Consider the following 26,282-nt stretch of genomic DNA (forward strand, 5'->3'; position numbering starts at 1 on the left):
ACAAAAAAGCCTCACATACAATATGTGAGGCCTCTCTTATCTTGTCATACCCTATTTAGATGAATCCTGTGCCACAGGTGCAGGATTAGCTTGCTGCCCTTGTGCTGGAGCATTCAAGTTCAATGAAGGAGCTTGCGCTGGGGCTTCGATTTGTTCAGAAAGACCACCAGATTTCGTTCCTGCGCTAGGACCTAAGATATTAATAGCTAAGCTAAATACCATAAGAGCAATTACTAGTGTCCAGGTACCTTTTTCTAAAAAGTCTCCTGTACGTTGTACGCCCATAAGATTACTTCCACCAGCAAAACCTGATGATAAACCTCCCCCTTTTGGATTCTGAATAAGCACGAAAAATGCTAAAATCACACTTACCAAAATAATCAGGATAATGAATAATGTTGTCATTTCTTAGTTAATATTATTTATAAGTTTTTCTCTAAATCTTGAATTCGGGCCGCAAAATACGATTTTTTTTCTGGATATTTCAAAATTAATTTTTTGAATACCTCGATCGCTTTTAAATAGAGCGCTTGATCAACATAAATATTCGCCAGAGTCTCTGTAACCAATGAATAATTATCTTCTGCGCTCTGCCTTGCCATATTTTCATTATTCAAATTTTCAGCCGATGGGGCCTGAATCATTGGTTCCTCTTTTATAAAACGATCAATGACCTGATCACTCTTTTTAGGTTCCACATGTTTTAATGGGCTATTTTTGACCGCGTCACTCAATTTGCTTTCGGGCTCCTGAAAATGAATTATATTTTCTTTGATTTGTTGATCAAGTATAGTCTCGTCCAGCTTAGACAAATCGAAATTTCCCTTTTCAGGCCTCGGTAAATGTGGTGTAATAAAAGGCTGATATGTACTTGCATGTTCTAACCGTGTCTTGTGCAACCACCATCGAAAGCTATAGGGCATCAGGTCATCATTGTACAGACTGACATCTTCAGGGTCCTCAGATGCTGGCTTAGGCACAATTTCTTCTTCCACATCAACCGCACTCTCACGCTCCTTCCTTTCGAACACAAAATAATCTCCAAGCACAGCACCGCCTTGAACAAGCTTATCCAACTCAATACCCTCTTCGCTTGGCGTCAGAACTTCTGTTTCCTCAACAATAGAACTAACAGCAATCTCCTCCTCTACATCCACTCTATCATCCCCAACTAAGAGCTCCTCTTCATCGCCATTCTCCGATTCAAGAATAACATCTTCAGTAAGATTATCGTACAACTCGAATGGCACATATCCCTCCCGCTCTGGAACGAGCTCCTCAACTTTTACTACAGGCGCATTTACAAAATTCCAAAGCCAATTTGCATTCGCAGCATACAACAGCGCTAACTCTCGATTCGGAGAATCTTCATTAATAAGTTTCTTTCTGCGTTCGTAAGCAAAGATAAGCGGCTGAGAATAAGGGTAGCGAACTATGAGACCCAAAAGATCATCCTCCGTCAATCTAGACGGATCAATAAGTGCCTGTCGATACAGTGTATGTTGTGAATTATTTAAATCTATCATTACCTCTATCGGTTTATCACTACCAGTTCGCAAAAGCTTTATTGTATATATCCTCAGTTAACGCCTTTATAATATCTTGATTTAACTGAGCTTCATAAGACGTAACATCCGAACCGGGAAATTCTTTGAATTGAGAGAAACTCTCTTCAAAATTACTCTCTCCAGTCTGATCCAATCTGTTGGTATATTTTACTTTCACCGTGATAGTCAACCTACTATTCTCTGCACGTTCCAGTCCGCCAGCGGCTACCGAAGCCGGAGTAATCGTATAGTTTGTAATCACCCCCTCAAAAATTGCATCACCGTCTGAATTAACTTGACTTAAACTAGATTGTGTACGAATCCGCTCCTTCAGTACTTCCGTAAAATTCTGACTAAGAGTCGTGTATACCATTGGTGCAATATTCTCAAAGTACAAAACAGTATATGTCTTCATATCTTTAGGAATAGACCCCCCTGTAAAACTATACTTCACACCACAGCTTTGAATCACAAGCAGCGTAAATAAAAGAACTCCGATTACTCTAATTTGAGCTATTAACTTCCACATAAGTACTTAATCTAAATTTAAATCCTTAATTTTTCTGTATAAAGTACGTTCGGAAATACCGAGTTCCTGCGCAGCAGACTTCCGTTTACCTTTGTGCTTTTTCAGCGCCTTTTTAATCATATCCGACTCTTTGTCTACCAACGAGAGAGATTCTTCGATCTCTTCAACATCTTGTGTATCATCAATCGAAACATAGCTATTGCCTGAAGAGCTAGTACTCGGATTGTGGATTGTCAATGTAGGCGTCGTATTAATCTCTTCCTTATAGAGCTGTGTCGCCCCTGGCTTTACCTCTTGATATAATTGATTAATATACTGCGAATTTTGATCATAAGATGCTGGAGTAGTTCCATTTTGCAACAGTTCTACTACTAATTTCTTCAGATCGACCATATCCTTTTTCATATCAAAAAGAACCTTATAAAGAATATCTCTTTCCGAAAAATCTTCTTTATTCTGATCTTTCACAAATACAGGAAGACTGCTAGCACTTTTTTCTATCGGCAAATAGTTACTTAAAATACGGGCATCAACAATACGCTCTTTTTCCAAAACAGCTATTTGTTCTGCTATATTTTTCAACTGACGAACATTTCCTGGCCAGCTGTAATTAGACAAAAGTTCCTGAGCGTCAGGAGTCAACTGTACTCCCGGCGAACGATATTTGTCTGAAAAATCGACAACAAATTTCCGAAAAAGCAAAAAGATATCTTCCTTACGTTCCCGCAAAGAAGGTATTCGCAAAGGAACCGTATTTAATCGATAATAAAGATCCTCCCTGAATTTACCTTTCTTTACCGCTTCATATACGTCTACGTTAGTAGCCGCAACTACACGTACATTGGTCTTCTGAACTTTCGAAGACCCGACTCGTATATATTCTCCGGATTCTAAAACACGAAGTAAACGAGCCTGTGTATTTAGTGGTAATTCCCCAACTTCATCCAAAAATATAGTACCCCCATCGACCACCTCAAAATATCCTTTACGTGCTTCGTGAGCTCCTGTAAAAGAACCTTTTTCATGACCAAAAAGCTCCGAATCAATAGTTCCTTCAGGAATTGCACCGCAATTGACCGCAATAAAAGGACCATGCTTTCGCGCACTTAATTGGTGAATAATATGAGAAAAGACCTCCTTTCCCGATCCACTCTCACCCTGTATTAGCACAGATATATCCGTAGGAGCAACCTGCTTTGCTACGTCTATTGCCCGATTGAGTAATGGAGAGTTACCAATGATTCCAAATCTATTTTTTATATCCTGGATATCCATTCTTACTTCGTATTAAGAATCTTTATTGAGTTTATATCAAGCAAATTAATCGACTATTTTACCGATCAATGTAGCAGAGGTACAGCTTTCGCCCAATACATGCACATAGTCACCGACGCTATATCTCGCATCCACAGGGAATACAACCATTGTATTTTGATCGTTCCGACCACAATAATCCTTATCCGAACGCTTAGAAAATCCCTCAATCAAGACTTTATGTACTTTCCCCACATATTTTTGTATACGCTCCAAACTGTGCTCTTGTTGTTTATTTACAACCTCTGTCAAGCGTCTTTTTTTCACATCTTCAGGTATATCATCTTCAAAACGTTTGGCTGCTAAAGTACCCGGCCGTTCAGAATAGGCAAACATATAGGCAAAGTCATACTTTACGAAATCCATCATCGACAAAGTCTCCTGATGCTCCGCCTCAGTCTCGGTACAAAAACCTGTAATCACATCCGTAGATATTGCACACTCTGGGATGATACGACGGATTGCTTCTACACGCTCCATATACCATTCCCTGTCGTATGTGCGGTTCATCAATTCCAATACCCGCGAATTACCAGACTGTACCGGCAAGTGGATGTATTTACAGATGTTTTCATATTTACCAATAGTATACAATACGTCATCTGTAATATCTTTTGGATGAGAAGTCGAAAATCGTATTCTCAATTCAGGACTAACCAAAGCAACTTGCTCCAACAAACTTGCAAAGTTCACTGTCGGCAGTGCCTCCTCACCTTCTGCTACTTTAGGGGTGTACTTGTACGAATCCACATTCTGCCCCAGCAATGTAACCTCCCGATATCCTGCAGAGAACAACTCTTGGGCTTCTTTCAAAATAGATTGTGTATCTCGACTTCTTTCTCTCCCACGCGTAAACGGAACCACACAGAATGAGCACATGTTGTCACAGCCTCTCATAATTGATATAAATGCAGAGACTCCATTAGAATTTAAACGTACGGGGCTGATATCAGCATAAGTTTCCTCCCTAGATAGCAGTACATTTACCGCTTTACTTCCATCATCAACCTTATCGATCAAATTAGGTAAATCACGGTAAGCGTCCGGTCCAACAACGACATCAACTAACTTTTCCTCTTCTAAAAACTTTGCCTTCAATCGTTCTGCCATACATCCCAAGACCCCAACGACCATCCCCGGATTTTTAGCTTTAACAGCTTCAAATTCTTTCAGCCTTTTCCTAACGCGTTGTTCAGCATTCTCACGGATCGAACAAGTATTTATAAAAACGACATCTGCCTCCTTGTAATCCTTGGTCGTTTCAAATCCTTGATCTATAAGAATAGAAGCAACGATCTCACTGTCAGAAAAATTCATCTGACAGCCATAACTCTCAATATAGAGTTTCCTTCCATCCGATTTACCGGTTGGAGCTAGTTCCAATGCCTCTCCCTGACGACCTTCATCGTGCGTCTTTGTTGTATGTGTTAATTCTAACATAGCTTATTGTAAAAGACTACAAAGTTAAAAATAAAATATCATTTTTTATGACAGTTTGGCAGAGCTTACCAAATTTTAACAAATAACTAAAAAGATATTCGTCTACATATTTTTAAAAGAATCTCACTCAGGTTTATACATCATTCCGTCTTGATCCATTAACACCTCAATACTTATCTCGCGATTGTTCAGTCATTATGCGTTTATGAGCGAATAATTAACCTTTAAATATATAAGGAAGTACGTTCTTGTATCCTGATAGTATCCTCTAAAAAGATTGTACATACAAAACTTTCATGATTCGATTGATTCACCAACAGAGATTAACCACACTCGATTGTATCGAGTATACTCTTGGATACCAATCGCAAAAACATCTCCATGAAAAAAGTTCTTAAAGCCTCTGATAATGTACACTTCAAAAAAAAGCTCTCCAATATGGAGAGCCCTTTATGATATCTTTATACAACGATTATACTATTGTCCTGCTTGTCTTTTTGCTTCTTCCTGCATTTTTTTACCCGCTGTGATTACAATTTCTACGCGACGATTTTGAGCACGTCCAGCCTCTGTATCATTAGAGGCAATTGGTTCAGAGTAGTTCTTTCCTTCAGTTGAGATACGTCCAGCAGACAACCCTTGTGAAACCGCATATTCTTTTACAGATCTAGCGCGATCGTTAGAAACTTTATCATTTGCAGCCAAAGTACCTACGTTATCCGTATGACCAATAACCAAAATTTCCGTATTAGGTTCTTTATTCAAAGTCTCTACAAGCTTAGCAATATTTGTTTTTGCATCGCCTTTTAATGTTGATTTATTGAAATCGAATAAAATTCCAGAATCAAATTTCACTAAGATAGCTTCTCCAACCTGCTCGACTTGCGCACCAGCTACTGTATTCTCGATCTCTTTCGCTTGTTTATCCATCTTATTACCGATCAACGCCCCAGCAGCACCGCCGATCACCGCTCCTGCAATTGCTCCGATAGCTGTATTACCTGCTTTACCACCGATCAACGCCCCTAAGCCAGCACCCGCTGCTGTACCAATAGCACCACCTTTGGTTGTATTATTAGCATTTTGAATTGTCGAACAACTCCCTAACAACATCGCAGATGTAGCCAACGAAAGACCATAAACTGCTAATTTCCTATTCATTTTCATAACTTTACAAATAATGTTTCTATATATCCTTTGACTACCAAACAAAGCAAATGCCAAAAGTCATTTTTAATCATGAACTAGGCCTCATTAAGCTGTCCTTTATTTAATTTTGTGGAGGAATCTCCAGTTTTGGTAGTTTGACAGGAGCAGGTCTTCCCTGTTCATCCCACGATTTAAAGGATTTGGCAATATAATTTAATAAGTCATATTGCCCCCAGTTTTTGGAAAGATCATAAGAAGGTCGATAAATCTCCATGAAATTCTGAAGCGCCTCTCCCTCTAAACCAGTATGTTCGCTAACGACACTTTTCGTAAAAATACGATCCACAGCAATTTCGTTTACTTCACGATCCATATACTTCTCAAATCGTTTCATATTCTTAGCCTCCCTTCCAAAAAGGTTATACAATGCCGTGGCCGGACTATTTAAATACGTTCCGACCTTATTTTTACCTCCATTATAGATACCCTTTTTTTCATAATCCTTCAGAATATCCTCCATCTCCTGCTGTCTCGTTTTTCTAGCTACAATCACCGTTTCTATCTGCATTCCAGGCTGCATTTCCAATACAATATCATCCAGCGTATACAATACAAGCTTCAAAGACCCGTATCCGACTTTTGAAATAGAAAGACTATCCCCAACCATTGCTTCAATATAAAAAACCCCAAAGTTATTTGAAGTGACCTTTTTACTCGTCTTCAGATTTATCACATTAACATCTGCCAAACGAAGACCTGTACTCTTTTCCAAAACCAAACCAGATACCTTAGGCAGGTCTGTGAGCTGCGCAAATCCCCTTTGAACAAAAAGGAACAAAACAGAGAATAGTATTGCTATTTTGATAAAAAACTTAATCATCAGTACTAATGTAAACAAATATCTGACTAGAGAATGTTAAAAAGTATTAAACTAAAAAAACTATTTAAATGGATAGAAAACAAAATTTGCTCCCTCAGGCACCACCACAAATAGACACATAAAGTCACTTGCCTTCTTAAAGTTTTTCTCAAAATAAGCCCTTCTGTCCTCTTGAATCACACTTTTATCAACAAACTCTTCCAACGAACTCGCATTTATTGTCCATTTCGTATCAAGTTCAGCACGATCCAAAATCACCTCTCCTATATTAACCTCATGTTGATGAGCTACAAATATTGGATACAGCGTATACCCTTCAGCGATCATTTCGTTCGATATCTCTTTTATAGAATCGCTATAAAAATCCAAATCGACTTTTAAGCTTTGCAATGGACTTGGCTGAGATGTGTTTGGAGTATTCTCGTCCTCAGGCTGGCCTTTAAAAAGATCTTTTAAATCCATACAATACTATTTTAACATTAATAAAACAACATTTTCCACATGTTGTGTCTGTGGAAACATATCAACAGGTTTGATCCGTATCACATCATATTTTACGCTAAGCATCTCCAGATCACGAGCCTGCGTAGCAGCATTACAACTCACATAGACAACCTTTGGCGCCTCCATCTCTAAAATACGATCTACAACATCAGCGTGCATTCCCGCGCGAGGAGGATCAGTAATAACTACATCAGGTTTACCGTGAGCAGCAATAAAGTCCGCTGTCAATACATCCTTCATGTCTCCAGCAAAAAACTTCGTATTATGGATATCATTAATTGCCGAATTGACCTTGGCGTCTTCAATGGCTGTCGGCACATACTCAACACCAACGACTTCTCTTGCATTTTTTGCCACAAAATTAGCAATTGTACCAGCACCAGTATACAAATCATAAACTAATTCTGTACCCTTAAGATCTGCAAACTCTCGTGTAATTTTATACAATTCATAAGCCTGACGAGAATTCGTTTGATAGAAAGACTTAGGTCCAACCTTAAACTTCAAACCTTCCATCTCTTCATAAATAAAATCCCGTCCTCGGAATACATGAATATCCTGATCAAAAATAGTATCATTCTTTTTCTGATTGATAATATAAAGCAACGATACTATTTCAGGGAATTGAGAAGCGATATAGCTCATCAATAACTCAACTTGTCCTTCCTCTGGATAAGCAAAAACAACAATAACCATAACTTCTCCAGTAGAAGAAGTCCTAATAATAAGATTACGCAATGCCCCTTCGTGCATACGAAGGTCATAAAACGAGATTTGCTTCTCAACAGCATAATTTCGAACAGCGTTACGCAATTGATTTGAGGGATCTTCTTGCAAAAAACAGTGGTCTATGTCCAGAATCTTATCAAAACGCCCAGGTACATGAAACCCTAAGGCATCCATATCATTCTTGTCTACCTCCTCATCCTTATTAGTCAACCAACGCTTGTTTGAAAAAGTAAACTCCAGCTTATTGCGATAATACATTGTTTGTGCAGACCCCAAAATAGGTTCCATAGAAGCAGTATCCACTTTACCTATACGAGACAACGCATTGCCCACCGATTGTTGTTTAAATTTCAGCTGAGCATCATACTCCATATGTTGCCATTTACAACCGCCGCAAACTCCAAAGTGAGGACAAAATGGCTCTATACGATATGGTGACGAAGTTACGATCTCCGTAACGCGCCCCTCAGCAAAACTCTTTTTCTTACGTTGTAATTCAACATTCACCACATCCCCAGGTATAGCCTTCTCTATAAACAGCACCAAATCATCGTGCCTAGCCACACCTTTTCCCTCCTCTGCAATATCGAAAATCTCGACATTACTCAAATTTCTTTTTTCTTGCGGTATTCTTCTTCCCATATATCTGCAAAAATACATTTTTAGCGGCAAATTACCACTATCCCACAGTATAGGATAACAACTAATAAATACACTTGAATCCTTTAGTACAAACAATTAGGCGAGAGTCGCCTGTACCAAATACGGAAGAATCTCCTTTTGGAAGGAGATGAAATTCTTCTTAACATCGGCATCTGTCACAGCCGTAAAAGCAAAAGAAAAAACAATATTTTTACTGGTCTTTATCAAAAAAGTCAACTTTTCTTCGGCAATTGTAGTTCCTATAGTTTCATTTTTAATAAACGAACTCAACAAAAGAAATTCCAAATCATCCGATAAGATCTTGAGATACTCTTGAGCATTTGTTGATTCGCGAATAAACTCCCAACCCACAAACTCATTACATACCGTATATGTAACACGGCTCACCCTCAATATCGTATTTGCCAAAAACGTAGGAAGATCTTTCTCACGTACCCCCGAATTTAAAATATCCTCGACATTCTCACGGATATAATCCATCAAAACTTCGTGAAGAATCGACTCTTTAGAAGGAAAATACTTATAGAAAGTTACTTTTGAAATTTTCGACTGCTTCGCCAACTCATTGACACTTGTCTTGTTGTAACCATACTTGCGAAAAAGCTCACGTGCAGCTCGCTTTATAGTAGACACCTGCTCTTCTTGATTCATAGGCTAATTCGCGACAGAATAAAATACGCCATTTTTACTGACTCGATACGGCTTAAGGTGACACTCTGCAATATGAGAAGGAGAGCCATCTATAAGCAACCATTTCGCCCCAGAAACCCTATCAACAACCTCGAATCCTTCTACCTCGACCTGATTTCTTTGTCCTATATCAACCGTACTACATCTATCGTATGCAATCACATCCCCCCCACTATTGTAAAGAATCAGTCCACAGACTCCACCATTGGCATAAGCCCAACCACCGGCCCGGAATAAATTAGGATGAGAACCCTGAGTAACAGTTATATTAAACGAAACATTGGGCACTACATTGCATCCATTGCCTCCACACCCCCAAATCAGGACCAAAGACAGAATGAATGCAATATAGACTCCAACTCGCTTCATTATATAATCTCTGTTTCAAATTGCGCTAGGAAACGACTATCGTTCTCAGAGAAAAGGCGCAAGTCCTTAATTTCATATTTCAAATTAGTGACACGCTCTATTCCCATCCCAAAAGCGAAACCACTATATTTTTTACTATCAATGCCGCAGTTTTCCAACACGTTTGGATCTACCATCCCGCAGCCAAGAATTTCGACCCAACCGGAGCCTTTACACAAGTTGCACCCAGCTCCTTTACATATGGTACAAGAAATATCCATTTCCGCAGATGGCTCTGTAAACGGGAAGTAAGAAGGTCGGAATCGGACTTTTGTTCCATTGCCGTAAAGTTCCTGAACAAAATGAAAAAGCGTCTGTTTCAAATCTGCAAACGAAACATTTTCATCAACATACAAACCCTCTACTTGATGAAAAAAGCAGTGGGCTCGAGCGGAAATAGCCTCATTTCTATAAACTCGACCAGGCATAATAGCACGAAAAGGGGGCTTGCCAGCCTCCATCATACGAACCTGAACAGATGAAGTATGTGTACGCAGAGCAATATCATTCCCTTCTTGTTTCTTAATGAAAAAAGTATCTTGCATATCACGGGCAGGATGCTCTGGCGGAAAATTCAAAGCTGAGAAATTATGCCAATCATCTTCGATCTCTGGTCCCTCAGAAACAACAAAACCCAATTTTTTGAAAATCTCAACAATTTCCTTGCGCACCAAAGAAAGTGGATGTCTCGACCCCAACTCCAAACCTTCGCCTGGCAGGGTCAAATCACCTTCTACTCTTTTTAATGTATTAGCTGACTGTTGAAATTGACTTTGTGATTCCTCAAACTTACCTTCTGCCAACTGTTTGAATTCATTCAAAACCTTTCCCAACCCACGTTTCTCTTCAGCAGAAACCGTCTTGAATTCTTCAAATAAACTCTTTACTATACCCTTAGAAACTAAAAACTTTAACCTAAATGCTTCAACATCCGCTGCCGAACTTGGAACAAAGTGTTCAATCTCTTCTGTGTACTGCTTTATTTTATCTTGCAACATAAAGCCAAAGATACAGCAAAAAATAAAATTTCAAGAACCCCTTTATCTATTATTTCATAGATTAAAATGGTAAGCCGTCTTCTTCTTCATTATTTTCAGTAAAATCAACCTGTTGTTCCTGCGGCTGCACTGTTGTCGCACTACCAGCGGTAGATTGTGAATTAGTAGTCGCCTCGAAATCGGAACGTCGACCTAAGATATTAAAACTTTCAGCCACAATTTCTGTCGTATACCGACGTACCCCTTCCTTATCCTCGTACGACCTGGTTCGAAGCTTTCCTTCGATGTATACTAAACGACCTTTAGTAAGGTATTTTGCCGCCACATCAGCTAATCCTCGCCACATAACCACATTATGCCACTCGGTTTGCTCTACTTTTTTACCATCTTTATTAAAGGTTTCCGAAGTGGCAAGCGGAAAACTAGCCACACTAACATTACCTTCTAAATACCGTAATTCAGGGTCTTTACCCAGATGACCTACTAAAATAACTTTATTAACACTAGACATATAATTTAGGAATTTGATTTAGTCTTATAATTGATTCAGTCTTGTAAATACTTATTAATAAAAGAAAAAATAAGTTTATGCTTAGCTAATTTATCCAAATTTTCTAACAAAAAGTAATCCCAGGAATCTTTTTTTTCCAAAAGCCCATTTGAACTGATAACTCTATAAAAACGAGCATAGATATTTTGATGGCTCAAAACATGTTTTGTGACCCCACCAATCGGCTCAACAACTGCATTTCCGAAATATTTACGATACTCTTCCCCATTGACTAACTCCCCCAAGTCTAGCTCATCCTTTGATTCAATAAGTGGAAACTCATACAAATTGGCCCATACATCTTCAATTCCACGTTTTGCCATTAGGATAGCCCCATCCTCTTCAATCAAGAAATAATTAAAATATCGATTTCTAGATTTTTTTCCCTTAATCTTTACAGGCAACACCGTTATAAGATCTTCTTCAAAAGCCGCACACTCGCCCTGTAAAACACATTCCTGACATAAGGGTGCTTTTGGCTTGCACACCGTAGCACCAAAATCCATTATCGCATGATTATAGATTCCCGGATCAGTTTCACTAATCAAATCTTGAGCAAGTTGTTGAAATAGTTTTTTCCCCTCTGTGGTATTAATGGGAGTTGCTATACCAAAGATCCGGGACAATACCCGAAATACATTTCCATCCAATACAGCCTTGCGTTCACCGGCAGAAAAAGAAGAGATAGCAGCAGCAGTATATTCACCTATACCTGGCAAGCGCAACAGTTCTTCATATTTTCGAGGAAACTCACCATCTAAATCATCTGCGACAATTTTGGCGGCTTTGTGCATATTTCGAGCACGCGAATAATATCCTAAGCCTTGCCAAAGCCGCAATAGCTCATCCTCGTTTGCCTTTGCAAAGTCTAAAACAGAGGGAAAATTCTCAACAAAAGTATTAAAATACGGAAGTCCTTGTTCCACTCTGGTCTGTTGGAGAATAATCTCCGACAACCAAATAACATAAGGATCCTCTGTCTTCCTCCAGGGTAAATCCCGACCTTCAGCCCGGTACCATACAATCAGTTTATTTGCGAATGACATAGCGCAAAAATGAACATTTTTAACAAACTTTAACAATAACATATTGAAAATCAACAACAACAAATTGATACTTAAGCACATAATCTGTACTTTTGCAGGCACCGTATGTAAGACACAATAAAAGTTGAAAACATGTTAAAGAAAAAATCATCTGTATTGATTTGCATAGAGGGACATAAAGACAAAAGCCTACAAGTCCCCACACTCATCGTAAAACACTGGAAAAACATAGCCCTATCTGCATTAGTTCTTATCATTGCTTCTTTAGGATCTATTTTATACTTATCGAACAAACAGGAAAAAGACTTGAACTCCAAATATGAAGCTACTCTTGATCAAGTAAATCAAAAGAACCTACAATTGGCGCTAAAAAAGAATGAAACCGACAGAGATATAATCGAAGCTAAAAAATCATTCAATAAAATAGACTCTACACTGGAGCGTATCAATGAAAAAATGAAAAATCGAGGTCTAAAAACCATCGCATTACAAAACGCAGGGGGGCCTATCGAGATTGACGAAGAAAACATAGATCTTTTGAGTGAGTATTACGAAGAAGCACTAAAAGACCTGGACAAAAAGTTATCGAATATACCTATTGGTATTCCGCACAACGGCAAAGTAACATCCAAATTTGGCTATAGATCAAACCCATTTACAAACAGAGGTCGAGAGATGCATTCCGGTGTAGACCTAAAAGGTAGCACCGGGGATCCGGTCAAAGCCACTGCAACTGGTAAAGTCACTTTCGCCGGATATGACGGAGATTATGGCTACGTCGTTAAAGTAAAACATCAAAATGGATATGAAACACGTTATGCACACCTATCCAAGACAAAAGTAAAACAAGGACAATCTATAGATGCTGGTAAAACCATAGGGCTTTTAGGCAGTACAGGACGAAGCACAGGCCCACATCTGCATTATGAAATACTAAAAAACGACAAGAAAATAAATCCGGAAAAATACTTTAAACTCTAGTTCTTGTCAATTTATTTCACAGGGTTATCAAAAAGGATCTGGCAGCCCCGTGAAAGTTTTTATCTTTGTTTGATGAATCAAACATTTCGTATAAACACATTGCATAGAGGTAAATATATGCTGTGCTTTTTTGCTCTCTTATTCATTTTCGGAGGAGCAAGTTCCTATATTCCGCTTCCAGAAATACATAAGATCATCATTGTACTCTTCACCATTCCTATTATCTTATATGTATCGGTAAAAATAAGCCAACATCCATCAACATGGACGCTAACCGAGGAAACGTTAACGGTTAGCTTCACAAATAAAACCCTAACATATCCAATCGTCGACATAGACCACATCCGAAGTCTGACTCGATCCGGAGGCAACCTATACGTTATCTACTTACGAAAGAAGAGCCCTATTAGATATTGGCGCAACAAATTATTTCAAGACGACGACGACAATCTCCTCCTTCACGAAGCAATGCTACAGAGTCAGATTGAATATTTCAAGTTCTAGTGGCACTTCCCTTATCCTTACTTAAATTTCAGGACACAGGTCTGTCTAAATTAACGTCTGTTTTTGTATGTTTGACCTATGAAACACTCACGTTTAGCGGAGTACAGACACCCGTGAGGACAAGTTAATGACAGATAAAAAACAAACCGATCAGCCAGTTAGCAGATCATGAAATAGTTATACACATATGAAATATCCTTGTTTGGAAAACACAAAACCAATGAATAAAAGATGGATATTCCATATGACCATTGAAAATCAAACTTTACACATATGAAATTATACCTTTTAATATTAACATGTTTAGTGTGCATCAATTCCTCTTTCGCTCAACGCAAAGGCTATTGGCAACAAAAAGTTGATTATAAAATAGACGTTGATGTTGATGAAAAAAATTATCAGTACGATGGGCAAATGAGGTTGAAATACACGAACAACTCGGGACAAAGTCTTTCAAAAGTATATCTTCACCTATATTTCAATGCCTTCCAACCTGAAAGTATGATGGACTATAGGCTATCCAATATCTCCGATCCGGACAGCAGGATGGCGACAAACCTTGGCACCAAAGAAAATCCAAAATGGGAAAGCCGTATCTCAAAATTGAAACCAGAACAAATTGGCTACCAAAAGATAAAAACATTGACCTTTAATGGTGTTAATACCCAATTCAAAACAGACGGAACAATATTAGAAGTAACGCTTCCATCCGCTATTGCTGATGGTACTACCGCAACATTTGATTTGACATGGACAGCACAGGTGCCTGAGCAGATTAGACGTAGTGGTCGTAACTCAAAAGAGGGAGTAGCGTTATCAATGGCACAATGGTACCCAAAGATGGCACACTTTGACGAATTCGGTTGGCACTTGGACGAGTATGTAGCACGCGAATTCGTTGCTCCTTTTGGCAACTTTGATGTATCCATTCAATTGAACAAAAACTACATCGTTGGCGCTTCCGGTGTATTGCAAAATCCAAGCGAGGTAAAAGGTTATCAGAAAAAAGCAAAAGTAAAGATCCAAAACAATAAAGCTATCTGGCACTACAAAGCCGAGAACATACATGATTTTGTATGGGCGGCCGATCCCAAATTTGTTGTTGATTCCGTAAGAAGCCAAGCCGGAGTCAAACTGTACACAGTCTATATTCCCACGAATGATTCCATTAAAAGCAACTGGAATCAAGCCCTTCAATTGGCTGCAGACTTTTTTGACTTGAGCGGAAAAAAATTTGGCCCTTACCCATGGCCCACATACACCATAGTGCAGGGTGGAGATGGAGGAATGGAGTACGGCACAGCAACGTTGGTCACTGGAGGAAGAAATATAAAAAGTTTAGTAGGGGTGATCTTTCACGAAGCTGCTCATTCTTGGTACCAACATTTATTTGGCATCAACGAGACAGTAGACGAATGGTTTGACGAAGGATTCACGAGTTATGTGGAAGAACTTGGTATGCAACAATTATTCTATAAAAAAGGAGCCTTAGAAACCAACCCCATGATCGATGCCTACCGTGCATACTACAAACTTGCACTATCTGGAAAAGAAGAACCCATGAGCTTATTAGCAGACTATTATAACTCCAACTACGCCTACTCCAATCAAGCTTACAACAAAGGTGCTGTGCTCGCGGAACAACTAGGCTATATTATCGGAAAATCTAACTTAGAAAAGACATTCTTGAAATTTTATGAAGTATGGAAATTCAAACATCCTACACCGAATGACTTCAAGCGTGTCGCGGAAGAAATTTCAGGGATTAATTTGAAATGGTATTTTAATCTTTTTGTAAACACCACACGTCAGATTGACTATGCCATCTTAGAAGTCACAGACAACACAGTTAGCTTAAAAAACAAATCAAATCTGGCCATGCCGATAGATGTATTAGTCGAATATAAGGATGGATCCAAAGAATTATTCTACATCCCGTTGCGAGAGATGCGTGGCGAAAAGCCCACTGAAGACTACAGCATTTACTCGAATGTAAAAAGAACCATCTTACCAGATTGGAACTGGACAGTGCCTACCTACACATTTCCTGTAGACAAAGTCCCGTCCAAAATTTGGATTGATCCCACACAGCGCCTAGCTGATATTGAAGCTGGTGATAATTACTGCGACCATAACCAAAACTAGGCAAGAATGATCTATTTCCATATTCCCTTCTGCAAACAAGCTTGTCATTATTGTGACTTTCATTTTTCTACTTCTCTAAAGTACAAAGAGGAAATGCTGTTCGCTTTGGGTAAAGAGCTAGCTTTACGTTTAAATTATCTAGATAACAAAAAAATAACCTCTATCTATTTCGGAGGTGGCACGCCATCCATTCTAAATGAGTCTGATATACAGCGATTAATAGATCAGGTAGCACAACACTACGACATAGATCCAGAGGCTGAAATTACGCTAGAGGCTAATCCAGATGACCTTACCGCTCAGAAAACAAAAGCATTAAAAACTACTTCTATAAATAGATTCAGCATAGGGATACAGTCTTTCTTCGAAGAGGATCTCATCTGGATGAATAGAGCACACAATGCACAAGAGGCCGATGCATGCATCAAGAGAGTGCAAGATGTAGGTTTTGAAAATATCACCTGCGATCTAATCTATGGTTACCCTTTGTTATCCAATGAAAAGTGGCAAGCAAACATGGACAAACTATTAAGCCTAAGTGTTCCACACATCTCCTCCTACGCAATGACTGTCGAAAATAAAACAGCATTGGCGCATCAGATCAAAACGGGTAAGACTCCTGCTATTCTAGAAGAACAAGCTGAAGAACAAATGAATATGTTGATCGACACGCTTACAGGTAACGGCTATGAACATTACGAAATTTCTAATTTTGCAAAAAAAGATCATTATGCCAAACACAACACAAACTACTGGAAGGGCAAACATTATCTAGGTATTGGCCCTTCTGCCCACTCCTACAATAGCGACTCTAGGAGTTGGAATATAGCAAATAACGCGAAATATATAGCTGCTATCCAAGAAGGCAACGTCAATCAAGAGATTGAGACACTCACACTTAATGATCGATATAACGAATATACCATGACTTCCTTGAGAACTATGTGGGGCATAGATCCACATAAGATACAACAACTATTCGGCACCGACTATCAGTCCCATCTCCTGCGTGAAATACAACCTTTTCTAGAACAGGAGAAAATACAATTGGACCAAGATGGCTGCTATAAGCTAAGCAACAAAGGAAAGCTTTTCGCAGATCTTATTGCATCTGAACTCTTTCTGATTGACAAATAGAATAAAAACAAATACCACCATTAACAGCAAGTCGAATTTCTTTAAACAATCAACAACAAAACAGCTTAAATATTGAAAATTCAAAAAAACAACACTATATAACATTTGAATTTTTATCAATTTTTTAAAAACATTCTGTATTTACACTATTTATCTCCTATTTTTGCGGCATAATAATTATAACAAAATTATGGTACAAAAATCGACTTTTGAATCGGAGATCAAAAGTTATAAAAGTAAACAAAACGCTGCTGTTAAACTTATAGAGATTGTCAGCAATCTATGGTACAACCATTCCATTGAATTGGTATTTTTTCGCAATCAGCTTTTTGACCGTCGGGTAAGCCGCATTTTGACATTACACCAAGAATCAAAAGCACTTTCGGACAGTCCAATAAGTATTTTTGAGACACTACAGATTGCAGAATCGATGCAACATCTAAAGTTAGCCCCTTCACGTCTAGACATTGGGAAATTAGCTTTAGAAGTTCGTAATCAAAACATCGAAGAGGAAAACATCCTTTACTTTATAAAAAAAGAATTGCTTTCTGCCCAAGAACACAAAACGTTTGAACCAAGAGATGTTGTTCTTTATGGCTTTGGCAGAATTGGCCGTTTATTAGCCCGCGAGTTAATCAGCAAGGCTGGTGCGGGACATCAATTAAGACTACGTGCCATTGTAACCAGAGACAATGTAGATATCCAGACCCTGAAGAAAAGAGCTACTTTATTACAAAATGACTCTATACATGGAGATTTCGAAGGTGTTGTAGAAGTAGATGAAACCAAAGGAGCATTAATCATCAACGGAGCTACCGTATATATAATTTCGGCAAAAACACCCGAAGAAATTGATTATACCAAGTACGGCATCGACAACGCACTAATAATCGACAATACAGGGGCGTTTAGAGACAATAATGAACTCGCTAGACACCTCTCTTCTGTCGGAGCATCTCAGGTATTGTTAACGGCCCCAGGAAAAGGAGTACCTAATATCGTATACGGCGTAAATAACGACATGATTGACATCGAGAATTCTGCAATCTTCTCTGCCGCGTCATGTACTACCAATGCCATCTCTCCAATTTTAGAAATCATACAGAATAAATTCGGCATCAAACATGGCCATATAGAGACAATCCACTCTTACACCAATGATCAGAATTTGGTAGACAATATGCACCGAAAAAACCGTAGAGGTCGTGCAGCTGCTCTAAACATGGTGATAACAGAAACTGGGGCAGGATCTGCAGTTGCTAAAGTGTTACCTGAACTATCAGGCAAACTCACATCCAACGCGATACGCGTACCAGTTCCGAACGGTTCCCTCGCCATATTAAACCTCGAAATCGGCAAAAAAACAACAGTAGAAGAGCTCAACTCGATTTTAAAAGAAAGTGCACTATACGGAAGTTTAGTTGAACAAATAAAATATTCTGATAATGAAGAGCTCGTATCGTCCGATATTATAGGCACATCAGCGGCTTCTGTCGTAGATGCTCCTGCAACAATCGTGTCGGCAGACGGCAAACATGCCAACCTTTATATTTGGTATGATAATGAGTATGGCTATACACATCAAGTAATGCGCTTAGCTCGCCACATAGCAGGTGTAAGAAGATATACCTACTATTAGTATTGTCCAATTTTCAATTTTTTAATAAATCGAGGCTGTCTTTCGGGACAGCCTCTTATTTTTTTATCCTAAAAGCCCTTCCGTCTCTAAATATTTCATAATAATCTGAGTCGCCCCCGCTCGCTGCTTGACATACTCCGCTCCGGCCGCACCGATACTCTTTCTTCTTTCCTCATCTTGCAAAATGCTACACACCTGATACAATTCCTCATAACTTGAAACAGAAAACCCCACCATTAACGTCACTAAATCGACAGCCTCTTGAAATTTTTCATAGTTAGGACCAAAAATAACAGGTTTACCATAGGCAACAGCTTCTAACGTATTGTGGATGCCCACCCCAAATCCTCCTCCTACATAAGCAATATCTGCATAATAGTATAGAGAAGATAGCATACCAATGTTATCAATCACCAAAACCCGAGACTCATTTACCTGTTGTGCAGTATGTGCTTCAAACTCAGAATAGCGGATATTACCAGGAAACAACTTACAGATTTCATCGATATGTGACTTATTTATTTCATGTGGTGCCAATATTAATTTCCAGCCGTTTAGACTTTGCATCAAACGTTGTAAAAGAACTTCATCTTTCGGCCAAGTGCTTCCGGCCACAATAACCTTAGTACTACCAATAAAATCGTCAATATGTTTTACGGATTGGTGCAGTCTAGGCAATTCAACGACCCTATCAAAACGTGTATCTCCAGCCAAACCCGAATTTGTAACTCCGATCCACTTTAACATATGCACAGAATCCATATTCTGCGTGAAGAAAAAAGAGACTTTTTTAAGTATTGTTCTATAAAAACCACCGTAGGGTTTGAAAAATAACTGCTGTTCGCGGAATATAGCTGATATCATCAACAACCTCACATTTTGACGCCTTAACTCCGTAAAATAATGGTACCAATATTCATACTTTGTAAATACCGCAAACTTAGGTTTAATGATCGAAACGAAACGTCGCGCATTTTTTCGTGTGTCTTCTGGTAGATAAAAAACATAATTCGCCAAATTTGTATTTTTACGTATCTCAAATCCTGACGGAGAAAAAAAAGTTATTACAATTTTTTCCTGTGGATATCTTTTTTTTATCTGCTCCAGAACAGCTCGCCCTTGCTCAAATTCACCCAAAGAAGCAAAGTGAAACCAAATATGTTTATGACCATTTTCAATCGTTTGTTCTATAGCATCCAAACCACCTTTGCGTCCTTCAACCCATAGCTTGGCCTTGGGATGAAATAGCGCTACAAGGCGCAACATCATACCGTAAAACTGAATTCCCAAATCGTATAACAGTCGCATATTGTGAAATAATACTTATATTCGTCAAAGATATTAAACCTTTTCTAATTCGAAACAACGTGCAAGTGAACGTGCGAAAAAGAATATTAATTACAGGAGCCGCTGGTTTTTTAGGATCCCACCTATGTGATCGTTTTATACAGGAAGATTTTCAAGTCATCGGGATGGATAATCTGATTACAGGCAGTCTTCAAAATATAGAACACCTTTTCGGACTAGAAAACTTCGAGTTTTTCCACCATGATGTCTCTAAATTTGTCCATGTCCCAGGCCAGTTAGATTATATTCTTCATTTCGCTTCGCCAGCAAGCCCAATAGACTATCTCCGTATACCGATACAGACACTAAAAGTAGGGTCACTGGGCACACACAATCTCTTGGGGCTCGCCAAAGACAAAAAGGCAAAAATACTTGTAGCATCCACATCCGAAGTGTATGGAGACCCATTGGTATCTCCCCAACCGGAAGATTATTGGGGCAATGTAAATCCTGTCGGACCGCGCGGTGTATATGATGAAGCCAAGCGATTCCAAGAAGCGATGACCATGGCGTATCACAATTTTCACGGTTTAGACACCAGAATCGTCCGTATTTTCAATACTTATGGCCCCCGCATGAGGCTTAACGATGGACGAGCGTTGCCAACTTTCATCAATCAGGCTCTTCGGGGCGAAAACATTACCGTTTTTGGCAATGGGGAGCAGACACGTTCATTTTGTTATATTTCGGATCAGGTAGAAGGTATCTACAAACTCTTGCTTTCTGACTATCACTACCCCGTAAACATTGGCACCCCAGAAGAACGCACCGTAATAGAGCTCGCCAAAGAAATCATTACCTTAACAGAAAGCACGTCTACCATCATATTTGAACCTCTTCCGGAGGATGATCCTAAGAGAAGACGGCCAGATATTACATTAGCAAAAAAAATACTGAGTTGGGCACCAGAAGTCAGCCTAAAAGAGGGCTTAATTAAATCAATTGCATACTTTAAAAATATTCTTTCAGAAGAGAACGCAAATCAAAATGCATAAAATGTGCATGTTTAGAAGCAACATGAGTACCACTGAAAACAAAAAATAACACGAATAATATTCCGTATGACCATTAAAAGAAAATTTATTTACATATGAACAAAATATTAGTAACAGGCGGTACAGGATACATAGGGTCGCACACCGTTGTTGAACTTTTCAATGCCGGATACACCCCCATAATAGTAGATAATCTTTCCAATTCCAATATTAAAATTTTGGATCAGATCGAACGTATCATTGGTATAAAACCCGAATTCCATCAACTAGATCTATGCGACGAGAAAGCAACGCGCGATTTTATCAAAAGTCAACCCGACATCCGTGGTGTAATACATTTTGCGGCATCAAAAGCCGTAGGCGAATCGGTTGCAGATCCATTAAAGTACTACTACAACAATTTCTTTTCATTGATCAACATCTTAAATTCATATAAAGAGAAACCGATCAACTTCGTATTCTCGTCCAGCTGCACAGTATATGGAGAACCGGACAGCTTGCCTGTAACAGAAAGTGCACCGGTTAAAAAAGCTACTTCCCCTTACGGAAACACGAAACAGATCGCAGAAGAGATACTAGCGGAAACAGCTACCGCTTATGATAATTATAATATTATTGCGTTAAGATACTTTAATCCCGTAGGGGCACATAACTCGGCCTTAATTGGTGAGCTCCCTAACGGTGTACCTCAAAATCTTTTACCTTTTATCACACAAACGGCAATAGGGAAACGAGAAAAACTGACCGTATTTGGCAATGATTACGATACAGCAGATGGTTCATGCATACGAGACTATATCCATGTAGTGGACTTAGCTAAAGCCCATGTCGCAGCGATCAGCTTATTGGAGAAAGGTAACCCAAATGGCAAATACGATGTATTCAACGTAGGAACAGGAAATGGATACTCGGTATTAGAAGCCATATCAGCGTTCGAAAAAGCTTCAGGACAACAACTGAACTATGAATTCGGTCCACGTAGAGAAGGCGATATTATTAAAGTTTGGGGTGATGTTACCAAATCGACCAAAGAGCTAAACTGGACAGCCGAACTAGGTATTGACGAAATGATGTCTTCCGCCTGGGAGTGGGAAAAGTACCTCAAAGACAACCCTATCATTTAAATCAAAGGGAAGTATATTGCGTAAATAATCTTTGCGCGATATACTTCCCCTATCTGCTTTAACTGTTGGGTAGCTACTCCGACTTTTCCCGTAAAAAAAACTCTTCTCTAAACTTAAATTGAGGGGTCAACCAATACATCAGTACAACTCTAGAGTAACGATAATTGAATGGCGCCATAACAATAGCCGTCAGAATCGCTATAACGAGGTAAAGCCAAGGAGACTCTAAGTTTCTTGTAAAAATATAAGTAGCTACACAAGCAGTAACTAATTCTGCCACCACAAAAACATAACTAACATACATCGCTACATAAAAATAACCAGGCTCTTTCTCAAATTTTAATCCACAATGCGGACAGTGGCTACGCATCTTACGTGATTTAAAACTCAATAAAGGCGCATTAAACATATCTCCTTTTCGACACCTTGGGCATTTTCCCGCAACTGCACTTTTAAATTCACTGGGAAGGCTATATTCTCTCATAATCTCTTTATTATTTTCCATAATTAAAATTTTTCTTTCTAAACTCTTCTGGTGTAACTCCCTCTATCTTTTTAAAAAACTTAGTAAAATAAGAGTTGTCATTAAAATTCAAGTCATACGCTATCTCTGCAATGGAAAAATCCCTTATTACCAAAAGCCGCTTAGCCTCAAGAATAATTCGATTCCTTATGACCTCCCCGGCCGACAATCCCAACAACTCTTTACATAGGGCGTTTAAATGATTAGGAGTGATATACAACAACGCAGCATAATCCTTTGGCAATCTTAACTCTTTATAGTTTAATTCTATCAACTGTAAAAAGTTTCGCAGTAACGTATGATTATACCTATTAGCTTCCAAAGTAGCGTTACGCTCTTTGCCTGCTTCTAACAGGTGGAATAGATAAAGTAGGGAGGCGGAAACAAACCCTTTATCCGACTGATATCCCAGCATCTTTTCTAATATTGTATCCACGATCTCGCGTTTATTTTCTTCAATTACAAAAACTTCGTCTTTAACAAGTCCCGAAAAAAAAGAAAAAATCGACAGATAATCCGGGTTGATTAATACCGTCTTGAAAAAATCCTTGTCGAAATTTACTACATACCCTTGCATATTACCTTCGAATCCCCACGAATGAATCTGCCCTGGCGACATAAAGTAAATTTGCCATGATTCGATATCGAACACCTCGAAGTCAATTGTATGCTTTCCGATTCCTTCGGTAAATAACAAAAAATGATAAAAGTTATGTCGATGGGGAAAAATAAGGTTCTTGTTTCGTACAAGGTAATCGGCCAAACGCTCGACTGTAACATCAACATTGACGCCACTTGATACTGTACATTGTTCGATTATAGGAACCCGCTTAATCATACACAAAAATACATCAATAATACCATTATAAATGGTGTATTTAATCTATTCAATGGTGTTTTTTACAGATAAAGTCCCCTATATCGGAAGTTAACTATATAAAGCCTGTTCGAACTCTTTGAATCGATCTCCAATCTTTTTCTTTAACCGTTGTCTACTTTTTTTGACAGACTCGGTAGATATTCCCAGTAGATTAGATATTTCCGTAATAGACAGCCCTAACTTTGATAAGACCAGATATCGCATATTTGACTCTGTAAGTTCCGGGAACTCGTGCCTCAAATTTAAATAAAAGTTAGGATAATTTGCGTCAAATGACCTTCTAAAGCTAGCCCAACTTTCCTCTGTCAAGAGATGGGAATCTAAAAGCTCTTGCAACAATCTTTTTTCCTTTTCTAAATAATGTGAACCCGAGTCAGTAATACCTCTAATCGCCTGCTGCAAATCATCAATCTGTCGATTTTTCTCCGTTAAGTATTCTTTATAAGAAGCCAGAGTTTCATTCGCTACCAATAAGTTTTTATCTGAAGTTATCTTTTTCAATTGCAATTCGACAACCTTTTTCTCATAGGTCAAAACCCGAGCCCTTGATTGACGTCTAATATGAGATAAAAAAACAAACAAACCTAAACCAACAAATAGGACAGCTGTCGCAAACATAAAAAACTTAAATCGCTCGGATTGATAGTTAGACTCCGCCTCAACGAGTGCCTTTTGATTCTTTTCCTTATCAACTTGCCATTTATTCTGCAAAAGATTAAGCTCTCCGTCCAATCCAGCTACAACCTCTTCCAGCACTTCCAGCTTTCTTCGAATCAATAGTTCTCCGCGTTCATCCCCCTTAATAAGAGCTATTTCCAACTTCAATCGTTCAATTTCTAAAATGTCTTTTTTTAGATAAATCTTAGCATCTGCGTATTCCTCGGCTCTGTCGAGCATAACACTGGCACTAGATATACTATCCATCTTCAGAAGGATCTTCGCCTTTAAGATACGTGCGTACATCGTATTCTGATCACTTTTATTTGCTATCGAATAAAAAAGATCCCTATTTATTAACGCCAACGCTTCTGGATACATCCCTCTCCCCATATGAACCAGTGCTATATTTCCCAACACTTTTCCGTACCTGACCTGATCTTTTGCACTACTAGCTAGAGATTCTGCCTGCAAAAAATAATTAAGTGCTGCTGTAGTATCTTGGCTATACAAATGATATAGCCCTAAATTATCCAACAGCATCGCCCGTTGTCGCTGTGTGAGTATAGTAGCATATTGATCACCTTTCTTAAGATAAGAGATCGCATCTTCATGATTCCCTAGTGTACCAAAAAAGAAACCTAACTTCCGGAAAGTATCTTCTGGTAGGATTACTTTGTCTTCGCCTAATTTCTCTATTAAAAAAGCAGCCTCCATAAATAAGGGCAGAGCTTCGTCGGGTTGCCTAAAAGTATAAAAGTAATACCCGTAATTGACCAAACTCCATATTTTCATCACAGGAAGATCTTCACTTTCAGCCAGCTTTATAGCCTTCTGATAGTAGGATTCACTACGTGGATTTAAAAGATCCAATTGCTTTGCAGAGATATTCCCTAAAATACTATAATATGCAACGAATGCAGAAGAGTCTCTACTAAAAGGGTTAGTTAAAGTTTTCACAAAATCTCCCGTCTCCACGACATCCATGGTCAAGTCTTCAGTCTTAGATAGCAATGATCGGACAATTGACTCGCTGTAATCAACGGATTCTTTTGTCTGATGTCGACCATCACAAGAAAGAAGCATTACAGCAGTAATAAAAAAAAGAAACAGATTAGAAAAATATGACTTACGTTGCATCGATCTTCGTTTTCAGCATCTTATTATTAAGTATCTCGATGTGTTAATTACTCAAACATAGATAAAATGCACCAAATTCGCGAATAGCATATTAAAAAAAAATGAACTTGTACCTTCTATTGCAGACCTACAGTAAACTTTCAACAACTTAAATTCAATTACAATACTTAATTTTACAGAATGTCTCTACATAAAGATCCAGAACTGAAATCAGCTGTACTCAATCTTTCACAAAAAGAAAAAGATAAACTACTCGTACGACTCATCGGAAAAGACAAAATGCTCTTGAAACAATTGCATTATCAACTATTGGAGAATGAATATGATCTCGAAAACAGAATTGAGGTCTTGAAAAGAAAACTTGAAAAACTCTTCCTCGACACCAATAGCAAACTGTCAAACGAGGGGATATTCTCTAATTACAAAACGCTCAACACTATCCTGAGGCAGGCAAGTGGCACAATCAATGAGCATGAGAAAGTAACTAAAGATAAGTTTAGCGCGGTAGAATCGAGATTATATATTTTAACTGAGCCTTACCGTCTGTATCCTAAACTTTATGAAAAAAGTCATCTACAGGCTGCCGAAAAGCTACAGAAATATATCATTACACGTATCAAAGTTACACTAAATAATGTTTCGGGATTACATGAGGATCTTCAGTTTGATCTTCAGGAAGCGGTCAATACTGTGGAGCAAATAAAGCTATCACTCGAAAGAAGAGAAAACGAAACCTTTTAAAAATTACTATTTTTACCAAAAT

The 26,282-nt window shown here is 38.6% G+C and carries 26 protein-coding genes; 8 read left to right on the forward strand and 18 right to left on the reverse strand.

What is annotated here, in order from left to right; translation table 11 throughout:
* Positions 1–51: 51 nt before the first annotated feature.
* From secG to mutY, 14 genes are all read right to left on the reverse strand, one after another.
* A complete protein-coding gene (gene secG / locus B5X76_RS13615; protein WP_079643760.1) occupies positions 52–405 on the reverse strand; it encodes a preprotein translocase subunit SecG in 354 nt (117 codons plus the stop codon).
* A 17-nt stretch (positions 406–422) separates the two neighbouring features.
* Positions 423–1,526: a hypothetical protein gene (locus B5X76_RS13620; protein ID WP_079643762.1), complete on the reverse strand. Its 1,104-nt coding sequence runs from the start codon at positions 1,524–1,526 to the stop codon at positions 423–425.
* Between the two features lie 19 nt (positions 1,527–1,545).
* Positions 1,546–2,076: an LptE family protein gene (locus B5X76_RS13625; protein ID WP_079643764.1), complete on the reverse strand. Its 531-nt coding sequence runs from the start codon at positions 2,074–2,076 to the stop codon at positions 1,546–1,548.
* A 6-nt stretch (positions 2,077–2,082) separates the two neighbouring features.
* The gene (locus B5X76_RS13630) at positions 2,083–3,351 is read right to left on the reverse strand and encodes a sigma 54-interacting transcriptional regulator (RefSeq protein WP_079643766.1); all 1,269 of its coding nucleotides are present in this window, start codon (positions 3,349–3,351) and stop codon (positions 2,083–2,085) included.
* A 45-nt stretch (positions 3,352–3,396) separates the two neighbouring features.
* The gene (gene miaB / locus B5X76_RS13635; protein WP_079643768.1) at positions 3,397–4,830 is read right to left on the reverse strand and encodes a tRNA (N6-isopentenyl adenosine(37)-C2)-methylthiotransferase MiaB; all 1,434 of its coding nucleotides are present in this window, start codon (positions 4,828–4,830) and stop codon (positions 3,397–3,399) included.
* 477 nt (positions 4,831–5,307) lie between these two features.
* Complete coding sequence (locus B5X76_RS13640; protein WP_317042862.1) at positions 5,308–5,991, reverse strand: YiaD family glycine zipper/OmpA-like lipoprotein; 684 nt, start codon at positions 5,989–5,991, stop codon at positions 5,308–5,310.
* Between the two features lie 109 nt (positions 5,992–6,100).
* Positions 6,101–6,859: a hypothetical protein gene (locus B5X76_RS13645; protein ID WP_079643772.1), complete on the reverse strand. Its 759-nt coding sequence runs from the start codon at positions 6,857–6,859 to the stop codon at positions 6,101–6,103.
* A 60-nt stretch (positions 6,860–6,919) separates the two neighbouring features.
* The gene (locus B5X76_RS13650) at positions 6,920–7,321 is read right to left on the reverse strand and encodes a hypothetical protein (RefSeq protein ID WP_079643774.1); all 402 of its coding nucleotides are present in this window, start codon (positions 7,319–7,321) and stop codon (positions 6,920–6,922) included.
* A gap of 6 nt (positions 7,322–7,327) precedes the next feature.
* Entirely contained in the window at positions 7,328–8,734 is a 1,407-nt protein-coding gene (rlmD, locus tag B5X76_RS13655) for a 23S rRNA (uracil(1939)-C(5))-methyltransferase RlmD (RefSeq protein ID WP_079643776.1), read from the reverse strand.
* A 96-nt stretch (positions 8,735–8,830) separates the two neighbouring features.
* On the reverse strand, positions 8,831–9,406 hold the full coding sequence (locus B5X76_RS13660) for a TetR/AcrR family transcriptional regulator (protein WP_079643778.1): 576 nt from the start codon (positions 9,404–9,406) through the stop codon (positions 8,831–8,833).
* 3 nt (positions 9,407–9,409) lie between these two features.
* Positions 9,410–9,814: a hypothetical protein gene (locus B5X76_RS13665; RefSeq protein WP_079643780.1), complete on the reverse strand. Its 405-nt coding sequence runs from the start codon at positions 9,812–9,814 to the stop codon at positions 9,410–9,412.
* Positions 9,814–10,851 carry a phenylalanine--tRNA ligase subunit alpha gene (gene pheS / locus B5X76_RS13670; protein ID WP_079643782.1) on the reverse strand — a complete coding sequence of 346 codons (1,038 nt, stop codon included), beginning with the start codon at positions 10,849–10,851 and terminating at the stop codon, positions 9,814–9,816. Before pheS ends, B5X76_RS13665 begins: the two co-directional genes overlap by 1 nt.
* A 61-nt stretch (positions 10,852–10,912) precedes the next feature.
* Positions 10,913–11,362 carry a single-stranded DNA-binding protein gene (locus tag B5X76_RS13675; RefSeq protein WP_079643784.1) on the reverse strand — a complete coding sequence of 150 codons (450 nt, stop codon included), beginning with the start codon at positions 11,360–11,362 and terminating at the stop codon, positions 10,913–10,915.
* Between the two features lie 35 nt (positions 11,363–11,397).
* Positions 11,398–12,447, reverse strand: coding sequence for an A/G-specific adenine glycosylase (gene mutY / locus B5X76_RS13680; protein WP_079643786.1), 1,050 nt, complete (start codon positions 12,445–12,447; stop codon positions 11,398–11,400).
* A 132-nt stretch (positions 12,448–12,579) separates the two neighbouring features.
* Between mutY and B5X76_RS13685 the strand changes: the two genes are divergently transcribed.
* From B5X76_RS13685 to B5X76_RS13705, 5 genes are all read left to right on the forward strand, one after another.
* The gene (locus B5X76_RS13685; protein ID WP_079643788.1) at positions 12,580–13,428 is read left to right on the forward strand and encodes a M23 family metallopeptidase; all 849 of its coding nucleotides are present in this window, start codon (positions 12,580–12,582) and stop codon (positions 13,426–13,428) included.
* 72 nt (positions 13,429–13,500) lie between these two features.
* Entirely contained in the window at positions 13,501–13,932 is a 432-nt protein-coding gene (locus tag B5X76_RS13690) for a hypothetical protein (protein WP_079643790.1), read from the forward strand.
* A gap of 273 nt (positions 13,933–14,205) precedes the next feature.
* On the forward strand, positions 14,206–16,077 hold the full coding sequence (locus B5X76_RS13695; RefSeq protein WP_079643791.1) for a M1 family metallopeptidase: 1,872 nt from the start codon (positions 14,206–14,208) through the stop codon (positions 16,075–16,077).
* 6 nt (positions 16,078–16,083) lie between these two features.
* Positions 16,084–17,214 carry a radical SAM family heme chaperone HemW gene (gene hemW, locus B5X76_RS13700; protein WP_079643793.1) on the forward strand — a complete coding sequence of 377 codons (1,131 nt, stop codon included), beginning with the start codon at positions 16,084–16,086 and terminating at the stop codon, positions 17,212–17,214.
* 190 nt (positions 17,215–17,404) lie between these two features.
* Positions 17,405–18,853: a glyceraldehyde-3-phosphate dehydrogenase gene (locus B5X76_RS13705; protein ID WP_079643795.1), complete on the forward strand. Its 1,449-nt coding sequence runs from the start codon at positions 17,405–17,407 to the stop codon at positions 18,851–18,853.
* 63 nt (positions 18,854–18,916) lie between these two features.
* On the opposite strand, the gene B5X76_RS13710 is transcribed toward B5X76_RS13705, so the two are convergent.
* A complete protein-coding gene (locus B5X76_RS13710; protein ID WP_079643797.1) occupies positions 18,917–20,161 on the reverse strand; it encodes a 3-deoxy-D-manno-octulosonic acid transferase in 1,245 nt (414 codons plus the stop codon).
* 71 nt (positions 20,162–20,232) lie between these two features.
* Here B5X76_RS13710 and B5X76_RS13715 point away from each other — a divergent pair, with 71 nt between their 5' ends.
* Both B5X76_RS13715 and galE read left to right on the forward strand, forming a co-directional pair.
* Entirely contained in the window at positions 20,233–21,195 is a 963-nt protein-coding gene (locus tag B5X76_RS13715) for a UDP-glucuronic acid decarboxylase family protein (protein WP_245801041.1), read from the forward strand.
* A 95-nt stretch (positions 21,196–21,290) separates the two neighbouring features.
* Positions 21,291–22,319 carry a UDP-glucose 4-epimerase GalE gene (gene galE / locus B5X76_RS13720; protein ID WP_079643801.1) on the forward strand — a complete coding sequence of 343 codons (1,029 nt, stop codon included), beginning with the start codon at positions 21,291–21,293 and terminating at the stop codon, positions 22,317–22,319.
* Between the two features lie 73 nt (positions 22,320–22,392).
* Here the strand turns inward: galE and B5X76_RS13725 are convergent, their stop codons facing one another.
* The 3 genes from B5X76_RS13725 to B5X76_RS13735 form a co-directional block, all read right to left on the reverse strand.
* Positions 22,393–22,824: a DUF983 domain-containing protein gene (locus B5X76_RS13725; RefSeq protein ID WP_079643803.1), complete on the reverse strand. Its 432-nt coding sequence runs from the start codon at positions 22,822–22,824 to the stop codon at positions 22,393–22,395.
* A complete protein-coding gene (locus tag B5X76_RS13730; protein ID WP_079643805.1) occupies positions 22,814–23,680 on the reverse strand; it encodes a helix-turn-helix domain-containing protein in 867 nt (288 codons plus the stop codon). Before B5X76_RS13730 ends, B5X76_RS13725 begins: the two co-directional genes overlap by 11 nt.
* Before the next feature lie 90 nt (positions 23,681–23,770).
* Positions 23,771–25,519 (reverse strand): tetratricopeptide repeat protein, encoded by a 1,749-nt coding sequence (locus B5X76_RS13735; RefSeq protein ID WP_079643806.1) that lies wholly within the window; start codon positions 25,517–25,519, stop codon positions 23,771–23,773.
* A 180-nt stretch (positions 25,520–25,699) separates the two neighbouring features.
* Here B5X76_RS13735 and B5X76_RS13740 point away from each other — a divergent pair, with 180 nt between their 5' ends.
* Positions 25,700–26,260 carry a hypothetical protein gene (locus tag B5X76_RS13740; protein ID WP_079643807.1) on the forward strand — a complete coding sequence of 187 codons (561 nt, stop codon included), beginning with the start codon at positions 25,700–25,702 and terminating at the stop codon, positions 26,258–26,260.
* The last annotated feature ends 22 nt before the right edge of the window (positions 26,261–26,282 follow it).

The organism is Sphingobacterium nematocida (assembly GCF_900168125.1).
GTDB lineage: Bacteria > Bacteroidota > Bacteroidia > Sphingobacteriales > Sphingobacteriaceae > Sphingobacterium > Sphingobacterium nematocida.